We start from the raw sequence: 15427 nt of genomic DNA, 5'->3' as shown, positions 1-15427 counted from the left end.
GCAATTCCGGCAGCCGATAGGATCGCTGGTATGCCGGTCTCCACCACCGCGACGGCCTCCGGGCTGTGCGCCTTCATCGATGCCTCGCCGTCCCCGTTTCACGTATGCCGCACGGTGGCAGCCGAATTGACGGCCCACGGATTCACCGAACTGCCCGAGGCCCGGCCGTGGGCCGAGTCGGCGGAGACGAACGGGGGAGTGGGCCGCTACTTCGTGATCCGCGGCGGATCGCTGGTCGCCTGGGCCGCGACGACCACCGATCCGGCCGGGGCGTTCCGGGTGGTCGGCGCGCACACCGACAGTCCGAATCTGCGCGTCAAACAGCATCCCGATCTGGCCGTCGCGGGCTGGCAGTTGATCGGCCTGGAACCCTACGGCGGCGCCTGGCTCAATTCCTGGCTGGACCGTGATCTCGGCATCTCGGGCCGGCTCACCGTGCGCGAGGGCGACGAACTGGGCCAGCGGCTGGTCCGCGTCGACGATCCGCTGGTCCGGGTGCCGCAACTGGCCATCCACCTGTCCGAGGATCGGCGCGGGGTGACGCTGGATCCGCAACGCCACGTCAACGGCATCTGGGGATTGGGGGAGCGGCCGCGCTCGTTCATCGCCTACGTCGCCGAGCAGGCCGGCGTCCGCGCCGACGACGTGCTCGGGTGGGAATTGATGACCCACGACCTGGAACCGAGCCGGGTGGTCGGCCGCGACCAGGATCTGGTGAGTGCGCCGCGGCTGGACAACCAGGCCACCTGCTATGCCGGCCTACAGGCGTTCCTGGCCGCCGCGGACCACGACGGCGGCAGCACCCCGGTACTGGCGATGTTCGATCACGAGGAGGTCGGCAGCCAATCCGACCGCGGCGCCCAATCGGATCTGCTGCCCGCAATTCTGGAGCGAATCGTGCTCGCCCGCGGCGGTGGCCGCGCGGATTACCTTGCGGCACTGGCCGGTTCGATCTGTGCCTCCGGTGATATGGCCCATGCCACCCATCCCAACTATCCGGACCGGCACGAGCCCTCGCATCGCATCGAGGTCGGCGGTGGCCCGGTGCTGAAGGTGAATCAGAATCTGCGCTACGCCACCGATGCGGTCGGTGCCGGAGCCTTCGCCCTGGCCTGTGCGCAGGCCGGGGTGCCGCTGCAGCGGTACGTGCATCGCGCGGATCTGCCGTGCGGTTCCACCATCGGCCCGATGACCGCGGCGCGTACCGGCATGCCGACCGTCGACGTGGGCGCACCGCAGCTGGCGATGCATTCGGCGCGCGAACTGATGGGCGCCGCGGACGTGGCCTCCTATTCGGCGGCGCTGGCGGCGTTCCTCATGCCACTCGGGCGGTAGGCGATCGCCGCGATCACCAGCGCGGCGAAGGCCACCAGCACATAGCTGCTGCCGATGATCTGCTGCCACCACGCCCAGCGGAGTTCGCGGTCGGCGTTGTGCGGCAGCACCCACTGCGGCCCGACCATGAACAGCACCGTGATCGCGGCGGTGACCGCGATCCACATCCGCCGCCGCCGTGCCGCGCGTCCCGGCGTACCCGGGGCGTCCGCGGCCGGCATCCGGGCGATCAGGTCGCCCGCGACCAGCAGGGCGGGGGCGACCCACACCCAGTGGTGCGACCACGAGACCGGCGAGACCAGCAGGACCGCCGCCGAGTTCACCAGCAGCGCGGACACGTGGTGACCGGCGTCGAGCAGCCGTTTCATCCACAGGGCGGCGAGTCCGACCGCGATGAGCGACAGCCCGATCCAGATACCCGTCGCGGCGGTATCGGAGACGCCCAGGCGGAACGCGAACCCCTTGAGCGACTGATTGCCCGCGTACTGCGGCGGTCCGATGCGACCGGTGTCGATCAGCGTGTGGAACCAGTACTCGGTGGAATCGTGCGGGAACAGCAGGTATGCCAGCGCGATCGCGCCGATCGCCGAGCCGATGAGCGTGACGCAGGCGCGCCAGTCCCGGCGCAGCAGGAAGTAGAGCAGATAGCCGGCCGGAACCAGCTTCACCGACACCGTGATTCCGATCAGCATGCCGCGCGGCCAGAACGGCTTGCGGACCAGTGCGTCCAGCGCGACGGCCGCCATCAGGACCAGATTGATCTGGCCGAAGTTGTAGGTCTGGCGCACCGGTTCGGACAGGCCGAGCACGGCCAGCGCCCCGATCAGCAGGATCACCCGGGAAGACCGGTCCATCCCCGGCCGCACCCGGACCAGGACCAGCCACAGCGTGACCGCGAGGCTCGCCATCGAAGTGAGCAGCACCAGCCATTCGGCGACGGCGAGCGGCATCAGCGCGAGCGGCGCGAAGAACAGGGCCGCCAGCGGCGGGTAGGTGAACGGCAGTCCGATGCCGTAGACCTTGGGCATCGGCCCGTACAGGTCGCCACCGTCGAGCCACGTGCGGGCTCCGTTGCGGTAGACCTGGAGATCGATGTAGCCGGTCCAGATGTGGGCGGCCCAGGAGACGATCGCCGAGACGACGAACAAGGCGATCGCGATCATGAGCAGTCGTCGCTGCCGAGTCGTCAGCCCCCCGGTGGACCGCGCGGACGACGTGGTCGCGGGCAGTTCGTCCGGATCTGCGACCCTGGATCGATCGTTCACCGGCTCAGCGTACCGGTGACCAGGTGCTGCCTGGCCGGGGTGGGTTTGCCACCCGATAGGCAATGGTGTTTGCGGTCCAATGGGCCGCCCTCCGTGGTAACACTCCGCTGCCTCCTCCGGGCGGCCCATTAGACTGGCCTGGACTCACCATCCGCGTGCATTCCGTCTCTCACTCCAGCGTCGGAGCTCGTAGCTGCACGTTTGCCCGGCCGAAAGGACCTAGGTAGCCCACCGTGACTGTCCACGTCGACACCGTCAGCGCCGCCGCAGCCACTCCGGATATCCCGCAGCCGTACAAGGAGCTGGGTCTCAAGGACGACGAGTACGCGCGCATCCGCGACATTCTGGGCCGCCGCCCCACCGATGCCGAGCTGGCGATGTACTCGGTGATGTGGAGCGAACACTGCTCCTACAAATCCTCGAAGGTGCACCTGCGCTACTTCGGTCAGACCACCACCGACGAGATGCGCGCCTCGATGCTGGCCGGTATCGGCGAGAACGCGGGCGTGGTGGACATCGGTGACGGCTGGGCGGTCACCTTCAAGGTGGAAAGCCACAACCACCCCTCCTATGTCGAGCCGTACCAGGGTGCGGCCACCGGTGTCGGCGGCATCGTGCGCGACATCATGGCGATGGGCGCGCGGCCGATCGCGGTGATGGACCAGTTGCGCTTCGGTGCCGCCGACCATCCCGACACCCGGCGGGTGGTCGACGGCGTGGTGCGCGGTGTCGGCGGCTACGGCAACTCCCTCGGCCTGCCCAACGTCGGCGGCGAAACCGTCTTCGACGCCTCCTACCAGGGCAATCCACTGGTGAACGCGCTGTGCGCGGGCGTGATGCGGGTGGAGGATCTGCACCTGGCCTTCGCCTCCGGAACCGGCAACAAGATCGTGCTGTTCGGCGCGCGGACCGGTCTGGACGGTATCGGCGGCGTGTCGGTGCTGGCTTCGGACACCTTCGCGGGTGACGAATCCGGCTCCGGTCGTAAGAAACTGCCCAGCGTGCAGGTGGGCGACCCGTTCGCCGAGAAGGTGCTCATCGAGTGCTGTCTCGAGCTGTACCACGCCGGACTGGTGGTCGGTATTCAAGACCTCGGCGGCGCCGGATTGTCCTGTGCGACATCGGAATTGGCGGCGGCCGGTGACGGCGGGATGCGCATCGACCTGGACAAGGTGCCGCTGCGCGCGGCGAATATGACACCCGCGGAAGTGCTTTCGAGCGAATCGCAGGAACGCATGTGCGCGGTGGTGACGCCGGACAACGTCGAGGCGTTCATGGCCGTCTGCCACAAGTGGGATGTGCTGGCCACCGTGATCGGCGAGGTCACCGACGGCGACCGCCTGGTGGTGAAATGGCACGGCGAAACCGTGGTGGACGTGCCGCCGCGCACCGTCGCGCACGAAGGCCCCGTCTACGAGCGGCCCGTGCAGCGCCCCGAGGAGCAGGCCGCGCTGGTCGCCGACACCAGTGCTGGGCTGGCCCGGCCGAAGTCCGGCGACGAACTGCGGGCCACGCTGCTGAGGATGATCTCCAGCCCACAGCTGTGCAGCCGCAAGTGGATCGTCGAGCAGTACGACCGCTACGTGCGCGGCAACACCGTGCTGGCCGAACATGCCGACGCGGGCGTAATCCGCATCGACGAGGAGTCCGGCCGGGGCATCGCCCTGGCCACCGACGCCTCGGGCCGCTACACCAAACTCGACCCCTACACCGGCGCGCAGCTGGCACTGGCCGAGGCCTACCGCAACGTCGCCAGCACCGGCGCGACGCCCAAGGCGGTCACCAACTGCCTCAACTTCGGTTCTCCCGAGGATCCGGGTGTGATGTGGCAGTTCCAGCAGGCCGTGCGCGGCCTCGCGGACGGCTGTGTGGCCCTGGGCATTCCGGTCACCGGCGGCAACGTCAGCTTCTACAACCAGACCGGCCAGACCGCGATCCTGCCGACCCCGGTGGTCGGCGTGCTCGGCGTCATCGATGATGTGCACCGGCGCATCCCGACCGGATTCGGCACCGAGCCCGGAGAGACGCTGATCCTGCTCGGCGAGACCCACGACGAATTCGACGGATCGATCTGGTCGCAGGTCGAGCACGATCATCTGGGCGGTGTGCCACCGCGGGTGGACTTCGCTCGCGAACAGTTGCTCGCCGAGGTGCTGACCGCCGGTTCACGCGACGGAATGATCAGCGCCGCGCACGATCTCAGCGAGGGTGGGCTGGCCCAGGCGGTCGTGGAGGGGGCGCTGGCCGGCGAAACCGGTGTGCGCATCCTGCTGCCCGAGGGGGACGACCCGTTCGTCACGCTGTTCTCGGAATCGGCCGGACGCGTCCTGGTCGCGGTCCCGCGGTCGGAGGAAACGCGTTTCACCAAGATGTGCACCGCGCGCGAACTGCCGTGGGTGCGCATCGGCGTGGTGGATCAGGGCTCGGACTCGGTCGAGGTGCAGGGCCAGTTCTCGATCACGATGGACGAACTGCGCACCGCCTACGAGGGCACCCTGCCCGCGCTGTTCGGCACCACCGCGGAGTGAGCCGAGGCGGACCGCGGCAGCACCCGGAGCGACGCGACCGGAGGCGGCAGTGCGCGTAACCACGGAGGGAGCCGCGCAGGGTGCCATCAGACGCTGCCGGCGCCGCGGTCCGCTCACACCCGGAACGGATCGTGTTCGGCCATCAGCTTTTCCACGCGGGCCTCGTCGATGCGCTGATGGACGCGCGCGGACTCGAACTGGTCGCGGATCACCTTGGCGAGGGTGAAGGTGCTCGAGACCATGAACAGCGTTGTCATCAACAGGAATCCGCGCTGCCAGATATCCAGCGGCAGAAAGACGATGCCCGCGGTGGCAGCGACGAAACTGACACCGAAGGCGATCGCGGCCTGGGCCAGGAATGCGGGGCTGCTCTTCTGCTGGGTGGGAGTGCTCATACCGTCGAGTCTGCGGTGCCGGACCGCGGGGATCGTGCGTAGAACTACTCGAGTACCCCCGGTAATTCCCGTTGTGGCAGTTGTTTGCCTCACGTGGCGAGGTCCCCGATTTCCGAACACCGACCGCCATACTTGACTGATGCTCGATACTGCCGAGACTCTCACAACGCTGCGTACGCGCGGCGTTGTGGTCTATCGGCGAGGTCTGTTGCTGCTGCGCCGGCTCGAGGACGACATCATCGCCCTCAACTACGTCGGACTGGTCACCGCGACAGTGTTTTTCGCCTGGTCGGTGACGCCGTCACTGCTGCCGCGCGACTGGTTGTTCCAAGGTCTGATCAGCGGTCTGAATGCCGCCATCGGTTACGGCGTGGGCTGTCTGCTGGAGTGGGGCTTTCGCAGACTCATCCGACCACGCTTGCGTTTTCGCACACCGTCGCTGCGGATTCGCTATGCGGTGAAGGTGACGTTCCTCACGATCTGCCTGCTCACCGCGATCTACATGCTGGTCCTCTCGGCCGACTGGCAACGGCAGATCTACGGCCTGATGGATATGGAAGGCACCACGCGCGCCGCCTATCTGCGCACCGGTGGGCTCAGCGTCGCGGTGGCCGCGCTGGTGGTGGCGATCTACCGGACGGTGCGGTGGATCGTGCGGTTCTTCGCCCGTCTGCTCAGCCGCTGGGTGCCGCCGAAACTGGCCCCGGGCGTCGGCGCGATCGTGCTGACCGTGGTGGCGGTGCTGCTGTTCAACGGTGTGCTGTTGGAGGCCTTCTTCACCGTCGCCAACTCGGCGTTCAGCGTGCGCAACGACAAGATGACGCCGTACGCGGTGCAGCCGACCGAACCCGAGCGCTCCGGCAGCCCCAAGTCCCTGGCCGCATGGGACACGCTCGGTTCGGAGGGCCGGTGGTTCGTCTCGCACGGACCTGATGCCTTCCGGATCGGCGCGGTGACGGGAAAGCCCGCGCGCGAACCGGTTCGGATCTACGTCGGTCTCGGATCGGCGGCCGAGGGACAGACCCAGGAACAGCTGGCGGTCGCTGAACTCGAACGCACGCACGCCTTAGACCGCAAGGTGCTGGTGATCGTCACCACCACCGGAACCGGATGGGTGAACTCGACGACCGCGGGCGCGCTCGAGTACATGTACGGCGGCGACACCGCGATCGTCGCCTCGCAGTACTCGTATCTGCCGAGTGTGCTGTCGTTCCTCGCGGACCGGCAGAAGGTCGCGGTAGCGGGGAAGAAGATGTTCGACGCGGTCTACGCCGCATGGTCGGCGCGGCCGGCGCAGTCGCGGCCGAAGCTGCTGGTCTACGGGGAAAGCCTGGGTTCGCAGGGGTCGGAGGCGGCCTTCGACGGCCTGGCCGATCTGCGCGCCAAGGTCGACGGCGCGCTCTGGGTGGGACCGCCGAATTCCAATCGGCTGTGGAAACAGTTCGTCGAGCGCCGCGACCCCGGCACCCGCGAGGTGGAACCGATCTACGCCGACGGCCTCGTGGTTCGATTCGCTTCCAGCGCGGCGGATCTGACGAAGCCGTCGCCGGAATGGCGGCATCCGCGCATCGCCTATCTGCAACATCCCTCCGACCCCATCGTCTGGTGGTCGCCGGATCTGATCTTCTCCCAACCGCGTTGGCTCTCCGAGCCGCGCGGCTCCGACGTGTCCACGCAGATGCGCTGGTGGCCGCTGGTCACCTTCTGGCAGGTCGCCGCCGACCTGACCAACGCCCAAGGGGTCAGCGACGGGCACGGTCACAACTACGGCACCCTCGTCCTCGACGGTTGGGCCGCGGTACTGCCGCCTCCGGACTGGAATCCACAACTGCAGGAGAATATCCGGACGCAGCTGGAACTGTCGGAAGCGTTCGAACGCGCGGTGAAATGAGAGACGGAATCCTCGCGCTACGGCCGGAACGCGCACTCGCAAGGTGCGGATCGGTGGGTGACCGAAGGGCGGTGCGCATCCTGTCGGCGTCCTGTATCGCACTGATGTGGAGCAATCTCGTGCTGCCGAGGCTGGGGCCGGGCATACGTGGTCGCACGGTCGCCGCCGCCGCGTTCGCGACCGGGTATGCCGCGGCATTCGGCGGCCGGCCGGAGTGGCGGTCTCGGCGCGGATTCGCCTGGGGCGCCGCCGCATTCGGTGTGATCTGTGCTGCGTACGGCCTGGGCCTCGCCGTCCCGGGAATCCGGAACCGAATAGCGGAGGTCGCCGATCGCGAGCCGGAGGTGAGTACGGCCGAATGGGTCGGCATCCACATTCCGATGGGTACCGTCTACAGCGAGGAGCTGATCTTCCGGGGGACGCTGGATCGGCTCTTCGACGGCGCGGGGCCCGTGCGGACGTATTGCGGCGCACTGGTTTTCGGCCTGTGGCACATTCATCCGGCGCGGTCCGCCGGCGATAGCGTCGCCGCCACTGTCGCCGTCACCACCGCGGGCGGCCTGCTCTTCTCGTGGCTTCGCCGCCACACCGGCAGCGCGACGGCGCCCGCCCTCGCCCACCTCGCCCTGAATGCCGGCGGCGCGCTCGCTCCCCGGTGGGCCCGCGCACTACGGGACCGCCGCGTCGCGACGCCTCCGCCGGCCGAAGGTGGCGCTCCGCGTTAGCGACCCGGCTTGCCGGGCGACGCCTCCGCCGGCCGGAGCCCGGGCTCCCGACTCCGCACGCCGCGCCCTCCGGCAGACGTCGTCCGCCCGCCTTGTCCATCCGCCGCCCTGTTGACGGTTGTGGACAGATCGCGTCCGGCGTGCGGCCGATGCCCTCACCCCGCCCACCGGCACGATGTGTCCGGCCCGCTCGCTACGCTCGGTGGAATGGCGCGACGTTCGGCTGTGGACCCTGCTCAGGTGCGTGATTCGGTCGCGGCGGTCGGCGCGTGGCTGCGCGACGAGTCGGCGGCACAGCCGGGGCGGTCCGAGCTGGCGGCGGCCGTGCGCGGGACCGCGCGGAGTCTGGCCGCCGCGGCGCCGGGCGCCTCGGTGGAGGTGCGGGTACCGCCGTTCGTGGCGGTGCAATGTATCGAGGGTCCGCGGCACACCCGGGGGACGCCGCCGAATGTGGTGGAGACCGACCCGCGGACGTGGTTGCTGCTCGCGACCGGACTGCTGGATTTCGACGCTGCGGTGGATTCGGGCGCGTTGAGCGCCTCGGGAATCCGCGCGGGAGAGTTGGCCCGCTGGCTGCCGCTGGTCGCGCTGTGACCTAGGCCGGGGCTGGCTCGGTACGGTTGATCGGCTTGCGCTCCAACCCTTTTCGGTCGTAGAAGCGCGTCACGACCCCTCCGAGCACCACTCCGATCGTGAGGCCGAGCACGGTCATCCAGAATCCGCGGGTGAAGCCGGCCGCGCCGTTGCCGTCGAAATACAACAGCGAACGCACCGCCAGGAACACCTGATGCATGGGTTCGAAGGTGGCCAGCCAGCCGAGATACCTCGGTGTCGCCTCGATCGGAACCGTGCCGCCCGAGGACGGCAGGCCCAGCACGATGAACAGGATCATGTTCACCAGCAGACCGGCCGACCCGATCGCGGCCAGGATGGAGATACCGGTGAAGCCGACCGCGACGATCGCGAGCACCCCGTAGAGGTACAGGCCCAGCGGATTGTCCAACGGCATCCCCAGCGCCGCGCCGATGCCGAGCAGTATCGCGGAGACCACCACCGCGGCCACCGCCATGACCGCCCATTTGATCAGGAGTGTGCGAAGCCTGGAGACGGGTGTGGCGGGATAGTGCACGTACCACGGCCCATATTCGGTCGGTACGAAGCCGAGGGCAGAGTCGATCATGGTATGCACGATCATGGCGCCGAGCATGCCCGCCATCAGCAACAGCAGTGCGTAGAAGAACGCCGTCAGCCCCTGGCCGGAACCGCCGGGCAGGGGATGGAACTCCTGCACCAGGATCTGCAGCGGTTGGGTGAGGGTGAGGCGGGTCGCACCGGACAGTTCGGGGGCCGGTGGGCCGCCCGGCGCCGGGGTGAGCTGAGCGCGCACCTGCTCGGTGAGCTGCTGTCCCACCTTGTCGTTGATCTGTGGCAACGCCTGATCCCCGAAACGCACCACGATCTGCGTGGCGTAGGTGCCCGAACGCGGATTGGTCATCAACGTGATGATCGGCCGCTCGATATCGCCCGGTATGACACTGCCCACACCCAGGATCCCCAGCCGCTTACTGAAATCGCTGGGGATGACGACCGCACCGTAGACCTGGCCGTTCTGCATCTGCTGCTGGGCCTCCGGTAGCCCGAGTACGCGCAGATCGATCTGGTCGGCGGGCACGGCGGCACGCAGCCCGTCGGCGACCTGATCGCCGAAGTTCACGTGTTTCTCCTGGCCGGGCGCGCCGAGCGTCTCACCCACATCCTGGTTGACCAGGGCGATCGGGAAGTCGTGCAGATTCCGCTGGGGGTCGACGACATAGTCGAGGTACAGCAGGCCCAACAACGCCGCCACCACTGAGACGACCGCCACAGGGAACATCCATCGAAATGGAATAAGCCGCCGTAGATTTCGACTTTGTAGTGCGATGTCGGTACTCGCCACGGACGAACCGTAGCAGCAAACAGCTCGCCACCCGGCGGATCCGGGCGTGGGTTTCGCGCGGATGACCCGTAGAATGACGAGTGCCCCCCGCCCGACTAACAGGGAGCAAACGGTGACCCACGCCGATCTGTCGATCCCGAACACCTCCGCAGGCCGGAATATCTCCGCAGTCGACGAGCCGGAGAACGAACCCCGCGAGGAGTGTGGCGTCTTCGGCGTCTGGGCTCCGGGCGAGGATGTGGCCAAGCTCACGTACTACGGCCTGTACGCACTGCAGCACCGCGGCCAGGAGGCCGCCGGTATCGCGGTCGCGGACGGTTCACAGGTACTGGTGTTCAAGGATCTGGGCCTCGTCTCGCAGGTCTTCGACGAACAGACGCTGGCGGCGATGCCGGGGCATATCGCCATCGGGCACTGCCGGTACTCCACCACCGGTTCCACCATCTGGGAGAACGCTCAGCCGATCTTCCGCACCACGGCCGTCGGCACCGGACTTGCGTTGGGACACAACGGAAATCTGGTCAACACCGCCGAGTTGGCGACGCGGGCCCGGGAATTGGGTCTGATCAACGGCCGGCTGCCGGGCAGTGCGATCACCGCCACCTCGGATTCGGATGTGATGACCGCGCTACTGGCCCATGCCGCGGCCGACAAGAGCATCGAGCAGGCGGCCATGGAGTTGCTGCCCACGCTGCGCGGCGCTTTCTGCCTGACCTTCATGGACGAGCACACCCTCTACGCGGCGCGGGATCCGCAGGGTGTGCGGCCGCTGTGCCTGGGCCGCCTCGATCGCGGCTGGGTGGTTGCCAGCGAGACCGCCGCGCTCGACATCGTGGGCGCCTCGTTCGTCCGGGAGATCGAGCCGGGCGAACTGCTGGCGATCGATGCCGACGGAGTTCGTTCGTTGCGGTTCGCCAACCCCGAACCGAAGGGCTGTGTCTTCGAATACGTCTATCTGGCCCGGCCGGATTCGACGATCGCCGGTCGCTCGGTGCACGCCACCCGGGTCGACATCGGTCGCCGGCTGGCCGCCGAACATCCCGTCGAGGCCGATCTGGTGATTCCGGTCCCGGAATCCGGCACGCCCGCCGCGGTGGGCTACGCCCAAGGCTCCGGCGTGCCCTACGGCCAGGGCCTGATGAAGAACGCCTACGTGGGCCGCACCTTCATCCAGCCCAGCCAGACCATCCGCCAGCTCGGTATCCGGCTCAAGCTCAACCCGCTGCGCGAGGTGATTCGCGGAAAGCGGTTGATCGTGGTCGACGACTCGATCGTGCGCGGCAACACCCAGCGCGCGCTGATCCGGATGCTGCGCGAGGCCGGGGCGCTGGAGATCCACGTACGCATCGCCTCCCCGCCGGTGAAGTGGCCGTGCTTCTACGGCATCGACTTCGCCTCGCCGGCCGAGTTGATCGCCAACGGCGCCGGGCCGGAAATGGCCGAGGGGTCGCAGGATTCGGAAGCGGCGATGGTCGAAAGCGTGCGGCGTTCCATCGGCGCCGACAGCCTGGGCTACATCTCGCTCGATGGCATGATCGCGGCCACCGAGCAGCCGCGCACCCGGCTGTGCTGTGCCTGCTTCGACGGCAAATACCCGATCCCGCTGCCCGACGAGGCTGCCGTCGGCAAGAACGTCCTCGAGGGGATTCTTTCCGGTAAACCGGAATCGGAACTCCTGGGCGAGAATGCCAACGCGAGCGCGCTGAGCCGCCCCTGAGCGTCACGTCGTGGCCGGGCCGGTCGTCGTGGCGGCCCGCCATGTTCATCGAAGGACGAGTCGTCCTGTGGCGCAAGCGCATTCGATGCCGCGCCGGTTCGAGGGCCTAGGGGCTAGGACCTAGGGGCTCGGTGACGTGCTCGGCGGTGTGAGCAATCCGCCGAGCATCATCAGAATGCAGTGCTCGGCCTCGGCGCCGGCCGCATCCGGATCGTCGGCGTGCGCGACGATCATGCCCGCCTCGGTAATCGCGGCCAGAATCAATTGGGCCAGGGTCCGGACCGGGACCGCGGGCGCGAGGCCGGACTCCACGGCCAGTTCCAGCTGATTGGTGATCAGCCCGAGTCCGTGGCGCGCTTCCATCTCCCGCCAGCCCTGCCAGCCGAGTACCGCAGGGCCGTCCGACATGGCGATCCGGACCGTTTCCGGGCGGCGGCTGATCATGAGGAAGGTGCGCAGGCCGGTCGCCATCGCGGCCGGCAGATCGGTCGGGTCGGGCAGGGTGTCGATGGCATGCCGGATCTCCTCGGTGTTGTCCGCCTCGAGCTGCTCCAATACCGCGATGAACAGGCCACGCTTGTCGCCGTAGTGATGGTGCAGCGCGCCGCGGGTGACACCGGCCGCGGCGACGATCTCCTCCGCCGACACCGCGGAATATCCGCGTTCGGCGAACAGCCGCCGCCCGGCCGACTCGAGACTCGCCCGCGTCGCGCGTGATCTGTCCTCCTGGCTACGGCGTGGCATGCAGCCGAGTGAACTCCACGATCAACTGGCTGAGCAACTCGGGCTGGTCCTCGGAGATGAAGGTGAGTGAATCCTCGATCGTGCGCAGCGTGGCATTGGGCAGATCGTGCGCCAGCCGCTGCGCGAAATCGAGCCGGAACACCTTGTCCTCGGGCGCCCAAGCCAGCAGAACCGGCACCTCCCACTCGCCGAAACTGCGTGCGGCCGCGAGGGTATGGCGCTTGTGAATATCGCGCAGGAACCGGCGCAGATCGGCGCGGATGGCCGCGGAATGGCGGCTCGGCAGCAGATAGGAATCCGCGATCTCATGCGGCAGCGGCTGTTTGGTGACCAACCCGTAGGCGATGGGCAGCCGCTGCGCCGGCCGCAAGCGCAGGCTTTGCAGAACGGCGGTGAGCAGGCCGGGTACGCGCGAGAGCCGCGGCAGCGGAGTGAACGGTTGCGGGAAGAACTTCTCGTAGGCGTCGCAGTTGGTGAATACCACGCGCCCGACCCGGCTGCGATCGCGCGACAGCATGATCTGCGTGATCGCCCCGCCGGTGTCGTTGGCCACCAGGGTGACGTCGGTGAGATCGAGCTCCCGCAGGAATGCGGCGATCAGATCGGCCGCGCCGGTCGGGGAAAGGTCGGCGGCGGGCATCGGCTCCGAATGCGAGCCGAACGGCCAATCCGGGGTGAGGCAGCGATGCCCGGCGGCGGCGACGCCCGGAACGACCTTGCGCCACAGATCGGCGTTGACGAGCAGGCCGTGGACGAAGACGACCGGCGAGCCGGAACCGGTGTCGTGAAAGCGGATGCGGCCGCCCGGTACGGCGACGTGTCGAATCGGGCCGAGGCTGGTGCTGATTCCCATGACATGCCTTCCGGAGTGGGTGTGATGTGTTCCAGAGTTACCTACATACCGTATGTATGTCAATGGTGGATGTGACGGTAGCCTCGAATCCGTGCGTGCAGGCCAATACCGGTGCGGTCTCGTTATCCGGCTCCGGTAGCGTGATCACGCATCTGTCCGCCGATTCGGTTTGGAGCTTTCCCGAACAATGACTGAGCAGACCCCGAGTGGTGCCGGTGTGAACGACACCGGCGCCGACGAGGCCCAATCCGGAGGCGCGTCTTACGCCGCCGCCGGTGTCGACATCGAGGCCGGCGACCGCGCAGTCGAGTTGTTCGCGCCGCTGGCCAAGAAGGCCAGCCGCCCGGAGGTGCAGGGCGGTCTGGGCGGTTTCGCCGGATTGTTCGCGCTCAAGGGTGGCTACCGGGAACCGCTGCTGGCCGCCTCCACCGACGGTGTGGGCACCAAGATCGCGGTCGCGCAGGCGCTGGACAAGCACGACACGGTCGGCCTGGACCTGGTCGCCATGGTGGTCGACGATCTGGTCGTCTGCGGCGCGGAACCACTGTTCCTGCAGGACTACATCGCTGTCGGCAAGGTAGTTCCGGAGCGAGTCGCGCAGATCGTCTCCGGTATCGCCGAGGGCTGCATTCGGGCTGGATGTGCGCTGCTGGGCGGCGAGACGGCCGAGCATCCGGGCCTGATGGGCGCCGACGATTACGACATCTCCGCGACCGGCGTCGGCGTCGTGGAGGCGGACGAGGTGCTGGGCCCGGATCGGGTCCGGCCCGGCGACGTCGTCATCGCGATGGGCTCCTCGGGTCTGCATTCCAACGGCTACAGCCTGGCGCGCCGGGTGCTGCTCGACATCGATCGGATGGCGCTTACCGGGCACGTCGAGGAATTCGGCCGCACCCTGGGCGAAGAGTTGCTGGAACCTACCAAGATCTACGCCAAGGATTGTCTGGCGCTGATCGCGGAGACCGATGTGCGCACCTTCGCCCACGTCACCGGCGGCGGGCTGGCGAACAATCTGGCCCGGGTACTGCCGGCTGGACTGGTCGCCGAAATCGACCGCGGCACCTGGAATCCCGCGCCGATCTTCAAGCTGATCGCGCAGCGCGGCCGGGTCGAGCGGGCGGAGATGGAGAAGACCTTCAACATGGGCGTCGGCATGGTCGCCGTGGTCGCCCCCGAGGATGCCGATCGTGCGCTCGCGGTGCTGACCGCGCGGCATATCGAATGCTGGACCTTGGGCTCGGTCAAGAAGGCCAAGGATGCCGATGCCGCGCGCGTGGCGCTGGTCGGGGAACATCCCAGGTTCTGAGTGGACACACCGACGCCTCCTCGCACCGGTTCGGGCGAGGAGGCGTTGTCGTCTCCGAAAGCGTCGTCTCCGGAAGAGTCGTCTCCGGAAGCGCCGTCTCGGGAAGCGCGTCTCCGGAGGTGACGTCTAGGAGGTGATGTCTCGGGGGTCGCTCGCGGCGCTTACAGGTTGCTCATGTCGGCAGCCCGGAGCGCTCGGACGGCGAAGCGTCCACCGTGCGCGACGGTGGGAATCGGAGCAGTCCGAACTCGGGTAATGCCGCCCTGGGTATCGGTGATACCTGCGGCGGCAACCCGTACTACGAGCCCTCATCGAGGTGGGGATCGGTCGATCTATCAGCCGGAAACGCTGCCGACGTGCGAAGGGGGAGGCCCCTCAGGCCTCCCCCTGCACACGTCGATCCGAGTCAGCGGCGCCAGTCGTCGTAGTCCTCATCTTCCTCCCAGCGCTTGAGCGATTCGTCCGAATCATGATCTTCGGACAGCACACCGCTCCGCCGGGGGGAGTGCCCCGACAGCTCGCGCTGAAGGCTCGCGAAGTCGGTCGACGGCGAGCTGTACTTCAGCTCGCGTGCAACCTTGGTCTGCTTTGCCTTAGCCCGGCCACGGCCCATGGCTGACCCCCTCGCGTCACTGCGGGGCGGCCTGGGGTGGTTGGCGGCCCCGTTCGAATTAATAATCTTCCTGACAGACACTTTAGCGTGTGTCAGACGGTCGCGCTTCCAGGAGTGGG

General features: G+C 67.9%; 13 protein-coding genes. 7 read left to right on the top strand and 6 right to left on the bottom strand.

Annotated elements, in window-relative coordinates; genetic code table 11:
• Positions 1-30 precede the first annotated feature (30 nt).
• On the top strand, positions 31-1335 hold the full coding sequence (locus C5E41_RS01285; protein WP_104373981.1) for a M18 family aminopeptidase: 1305 nt from the start codon (positions 31-33) through the stop codon (positions 1333-1335).
• Here C5E41_RS01285 and C5E41_RS01280 read toward each other — a convergent pair.
• Positions 1290-2600 (bottom strand): glycosyltransferase 87 family protein, encoded by a 1311-nt coding sequence (locus C5E41_RS01280; protein WP_258080655.1) that lies wholly within the window; start codon positions 2598-2600, stop codon positions 1290-1292. The genes C5E41_RS01285 and C5E41_RS01280 overlap by 46 nt on opposite strands.
• A gap of 233 nt (positions 2601-2833) precedes the next feature.
• Here C5E41_RS01280 and purL point away from each other — a divergent pair, with 233 nt between their 5' ends.
• Positions 2834-5128 carry a phosphoribosylformylglycinamidine synthase subunit PurL gene (gene purL / locus C5E41_RS01275; protein WP_104373980.1) on the top strand — a complete coding sequence of 765 codons (2295 nt, stop codon included), beginning with the start codon at positions 2834-2836 and terminating at the stop codon, positions 5126-5128.
• Positions 5129-5241: 113 nt separating this feature from the next.
• Here the strand turns inward: purL and C5E41_RS01270 are convergent, their stop codons facing one another.
• A complete protein-coding gene (locus C5E41_RS01270; protein WP_104373979.1) occupies positions 5242-5523 on the bottom strand; it encodes a YiaA/YiaB family inner membrane protein in 282 nt (93 codons plus the stop codon).
• Positions 5524-5662: 139 nt separating this feature from the next.
• Here C5E41_RS01270 and C5E41_RS01265 point away from each other — a divergent pair, with 139 nt between their 5' ends.
• From C5E41_RS01265 to C5E41_RS01255, 3 genes are all read left to right on the top strand, one after another.
• The gene (locus tag C5E41_RS01265) at positions 5663-7414 is read left to right on the top strand and encodes an alpha/beta hydrolase (RefSeq protein ID WP_104373978.1); all 1752 of its coding nucleotides are present in this window, start codon (positions 5663-5665) and stop codon (positions 7412-7414) included.
• A 53-nt stretch (positions 7415-7467) separates the two neighbouring features.
• Complete coding sequence (locus C5E41_RS01260) at positions 7468-8139, top strand: CPBP family intramembrane glutamic endopeptidase (protein ID WP_258080654.1); 672 nt, start codon at positions 7468-7470, stop codon at positions 8137-8139.
• Positions 8140-8346: 207 nt separating this feature from the next.
• On the top strand, positions 8347-8733 hold the full coding sequence (locus C5E41_RS01255) for a sterol carrier family protein (RefSeq protein ID WP_104373976.1): 387 nt from the start codon (positions 8347-8349) through the stop codon (positions 8731-8733).
• A gap of 1 nt (position 8734) precedes the next feature.
• Here C5E41_RS01255 and C5E41_RS01250 read toward each other — a convergent pair whose 3' ends face one another.
• Complete coding sequence (locus C5E41_RS01250) at positions 8735-10012, bottom strand: YhgE/Pip domain-containing protein (protein ID WP_104373975.1); 1278 nt, start codon at positions 10010-10012, stop codon at positions 8735-8737.
• Positions 10013-10187: 175 nt separating this feature from the next.
• Between C5E41_RS01250 and purF the strand changes: the two genes are divergently transcribed.
• Positions 10188-11792: an amidophosphoribosyltransferase gene (gene purF / locus C5E41_RS01245; RefSeq protein WP_104373974.1), complete on the top strand. Its 1605-nt coding sequence runs from the start codon at positions 10188-10190 to the stop codon at positions 11790-11792.
• A 120-nt stretch (positions 11793-11912) separates the two neighbouring features.
• On the opposite strand, the gene C5E41_RS01240 is transcribed toward purF, so the two are convergent.
• A complete protein-coding gene (locus tag C5E41_RS01240; RefSeq protein ID WP_104373973.1) occupies positions 11913-12536 on the bottom strand; it encodes a TetR/AcrR family transcriptional regulator in 624 nt (207 codons plus the stop codon).
• A complete protein-coding gene (locus C5E41_RS01235) occupies positions 12523-13389 on the bottom strand; it encodes an alpha/beta fold hydrolase (protein ID WP_104373972.1) in 867 nt (288 codons plus the stop codon). The genes C5E41_RS01240 and C5E41_RS01235 overlap by 14 nt, the downstream gene beginning before the upstream one ends.
• A gap of 187 nt (positions 13390-13576) precedes the next feature.
• Here C5E41_RS01235 and purM point away from each other — a divergent pair, with 187 nt between their 5' ends.
• Entirely contained in the window at positions 13577-14695 is a 1119-nt protein-coding gene (gene purM, locus C5E41_RS01230; protein WP_104373971.1) for a phosphoribosylformylglycinamidine cyclo-ligase, read from the top strand.
• Between the two features lie 406 nt (positions 14696-15101).
• Here the strand turns inward: purM and C5E41_RS01225 are convergent, their stop codons facing one another.
• Positions 15102-15308, bottom strand: a complete 207-nt coding sequence (locus tag C5E41_RS01225; RefSeq protein ID WP_104373970.1) for a DUF3073 domain-containing protein — start codon at positions 15306-15308, stop codon at positions 15102-15104.
• Between the last annotated feature and the right edge of the window lie 119 nt (positions 15309-15427).

The organism is Nocardia nova, from assembly GCF_002933465.1.
GTDB classification, from domain to species: domain Bacteria; phylum Actinomycetota; class Actinomycetes; order Mycobacteriales; family Mycobacteriaceae; genus Nocardia; species Nocardia nova_B.
Note: the sequence above shows the minus strand (reverse complement) of the source record. Positions and strands in the feature narration are given on the sequence as shown.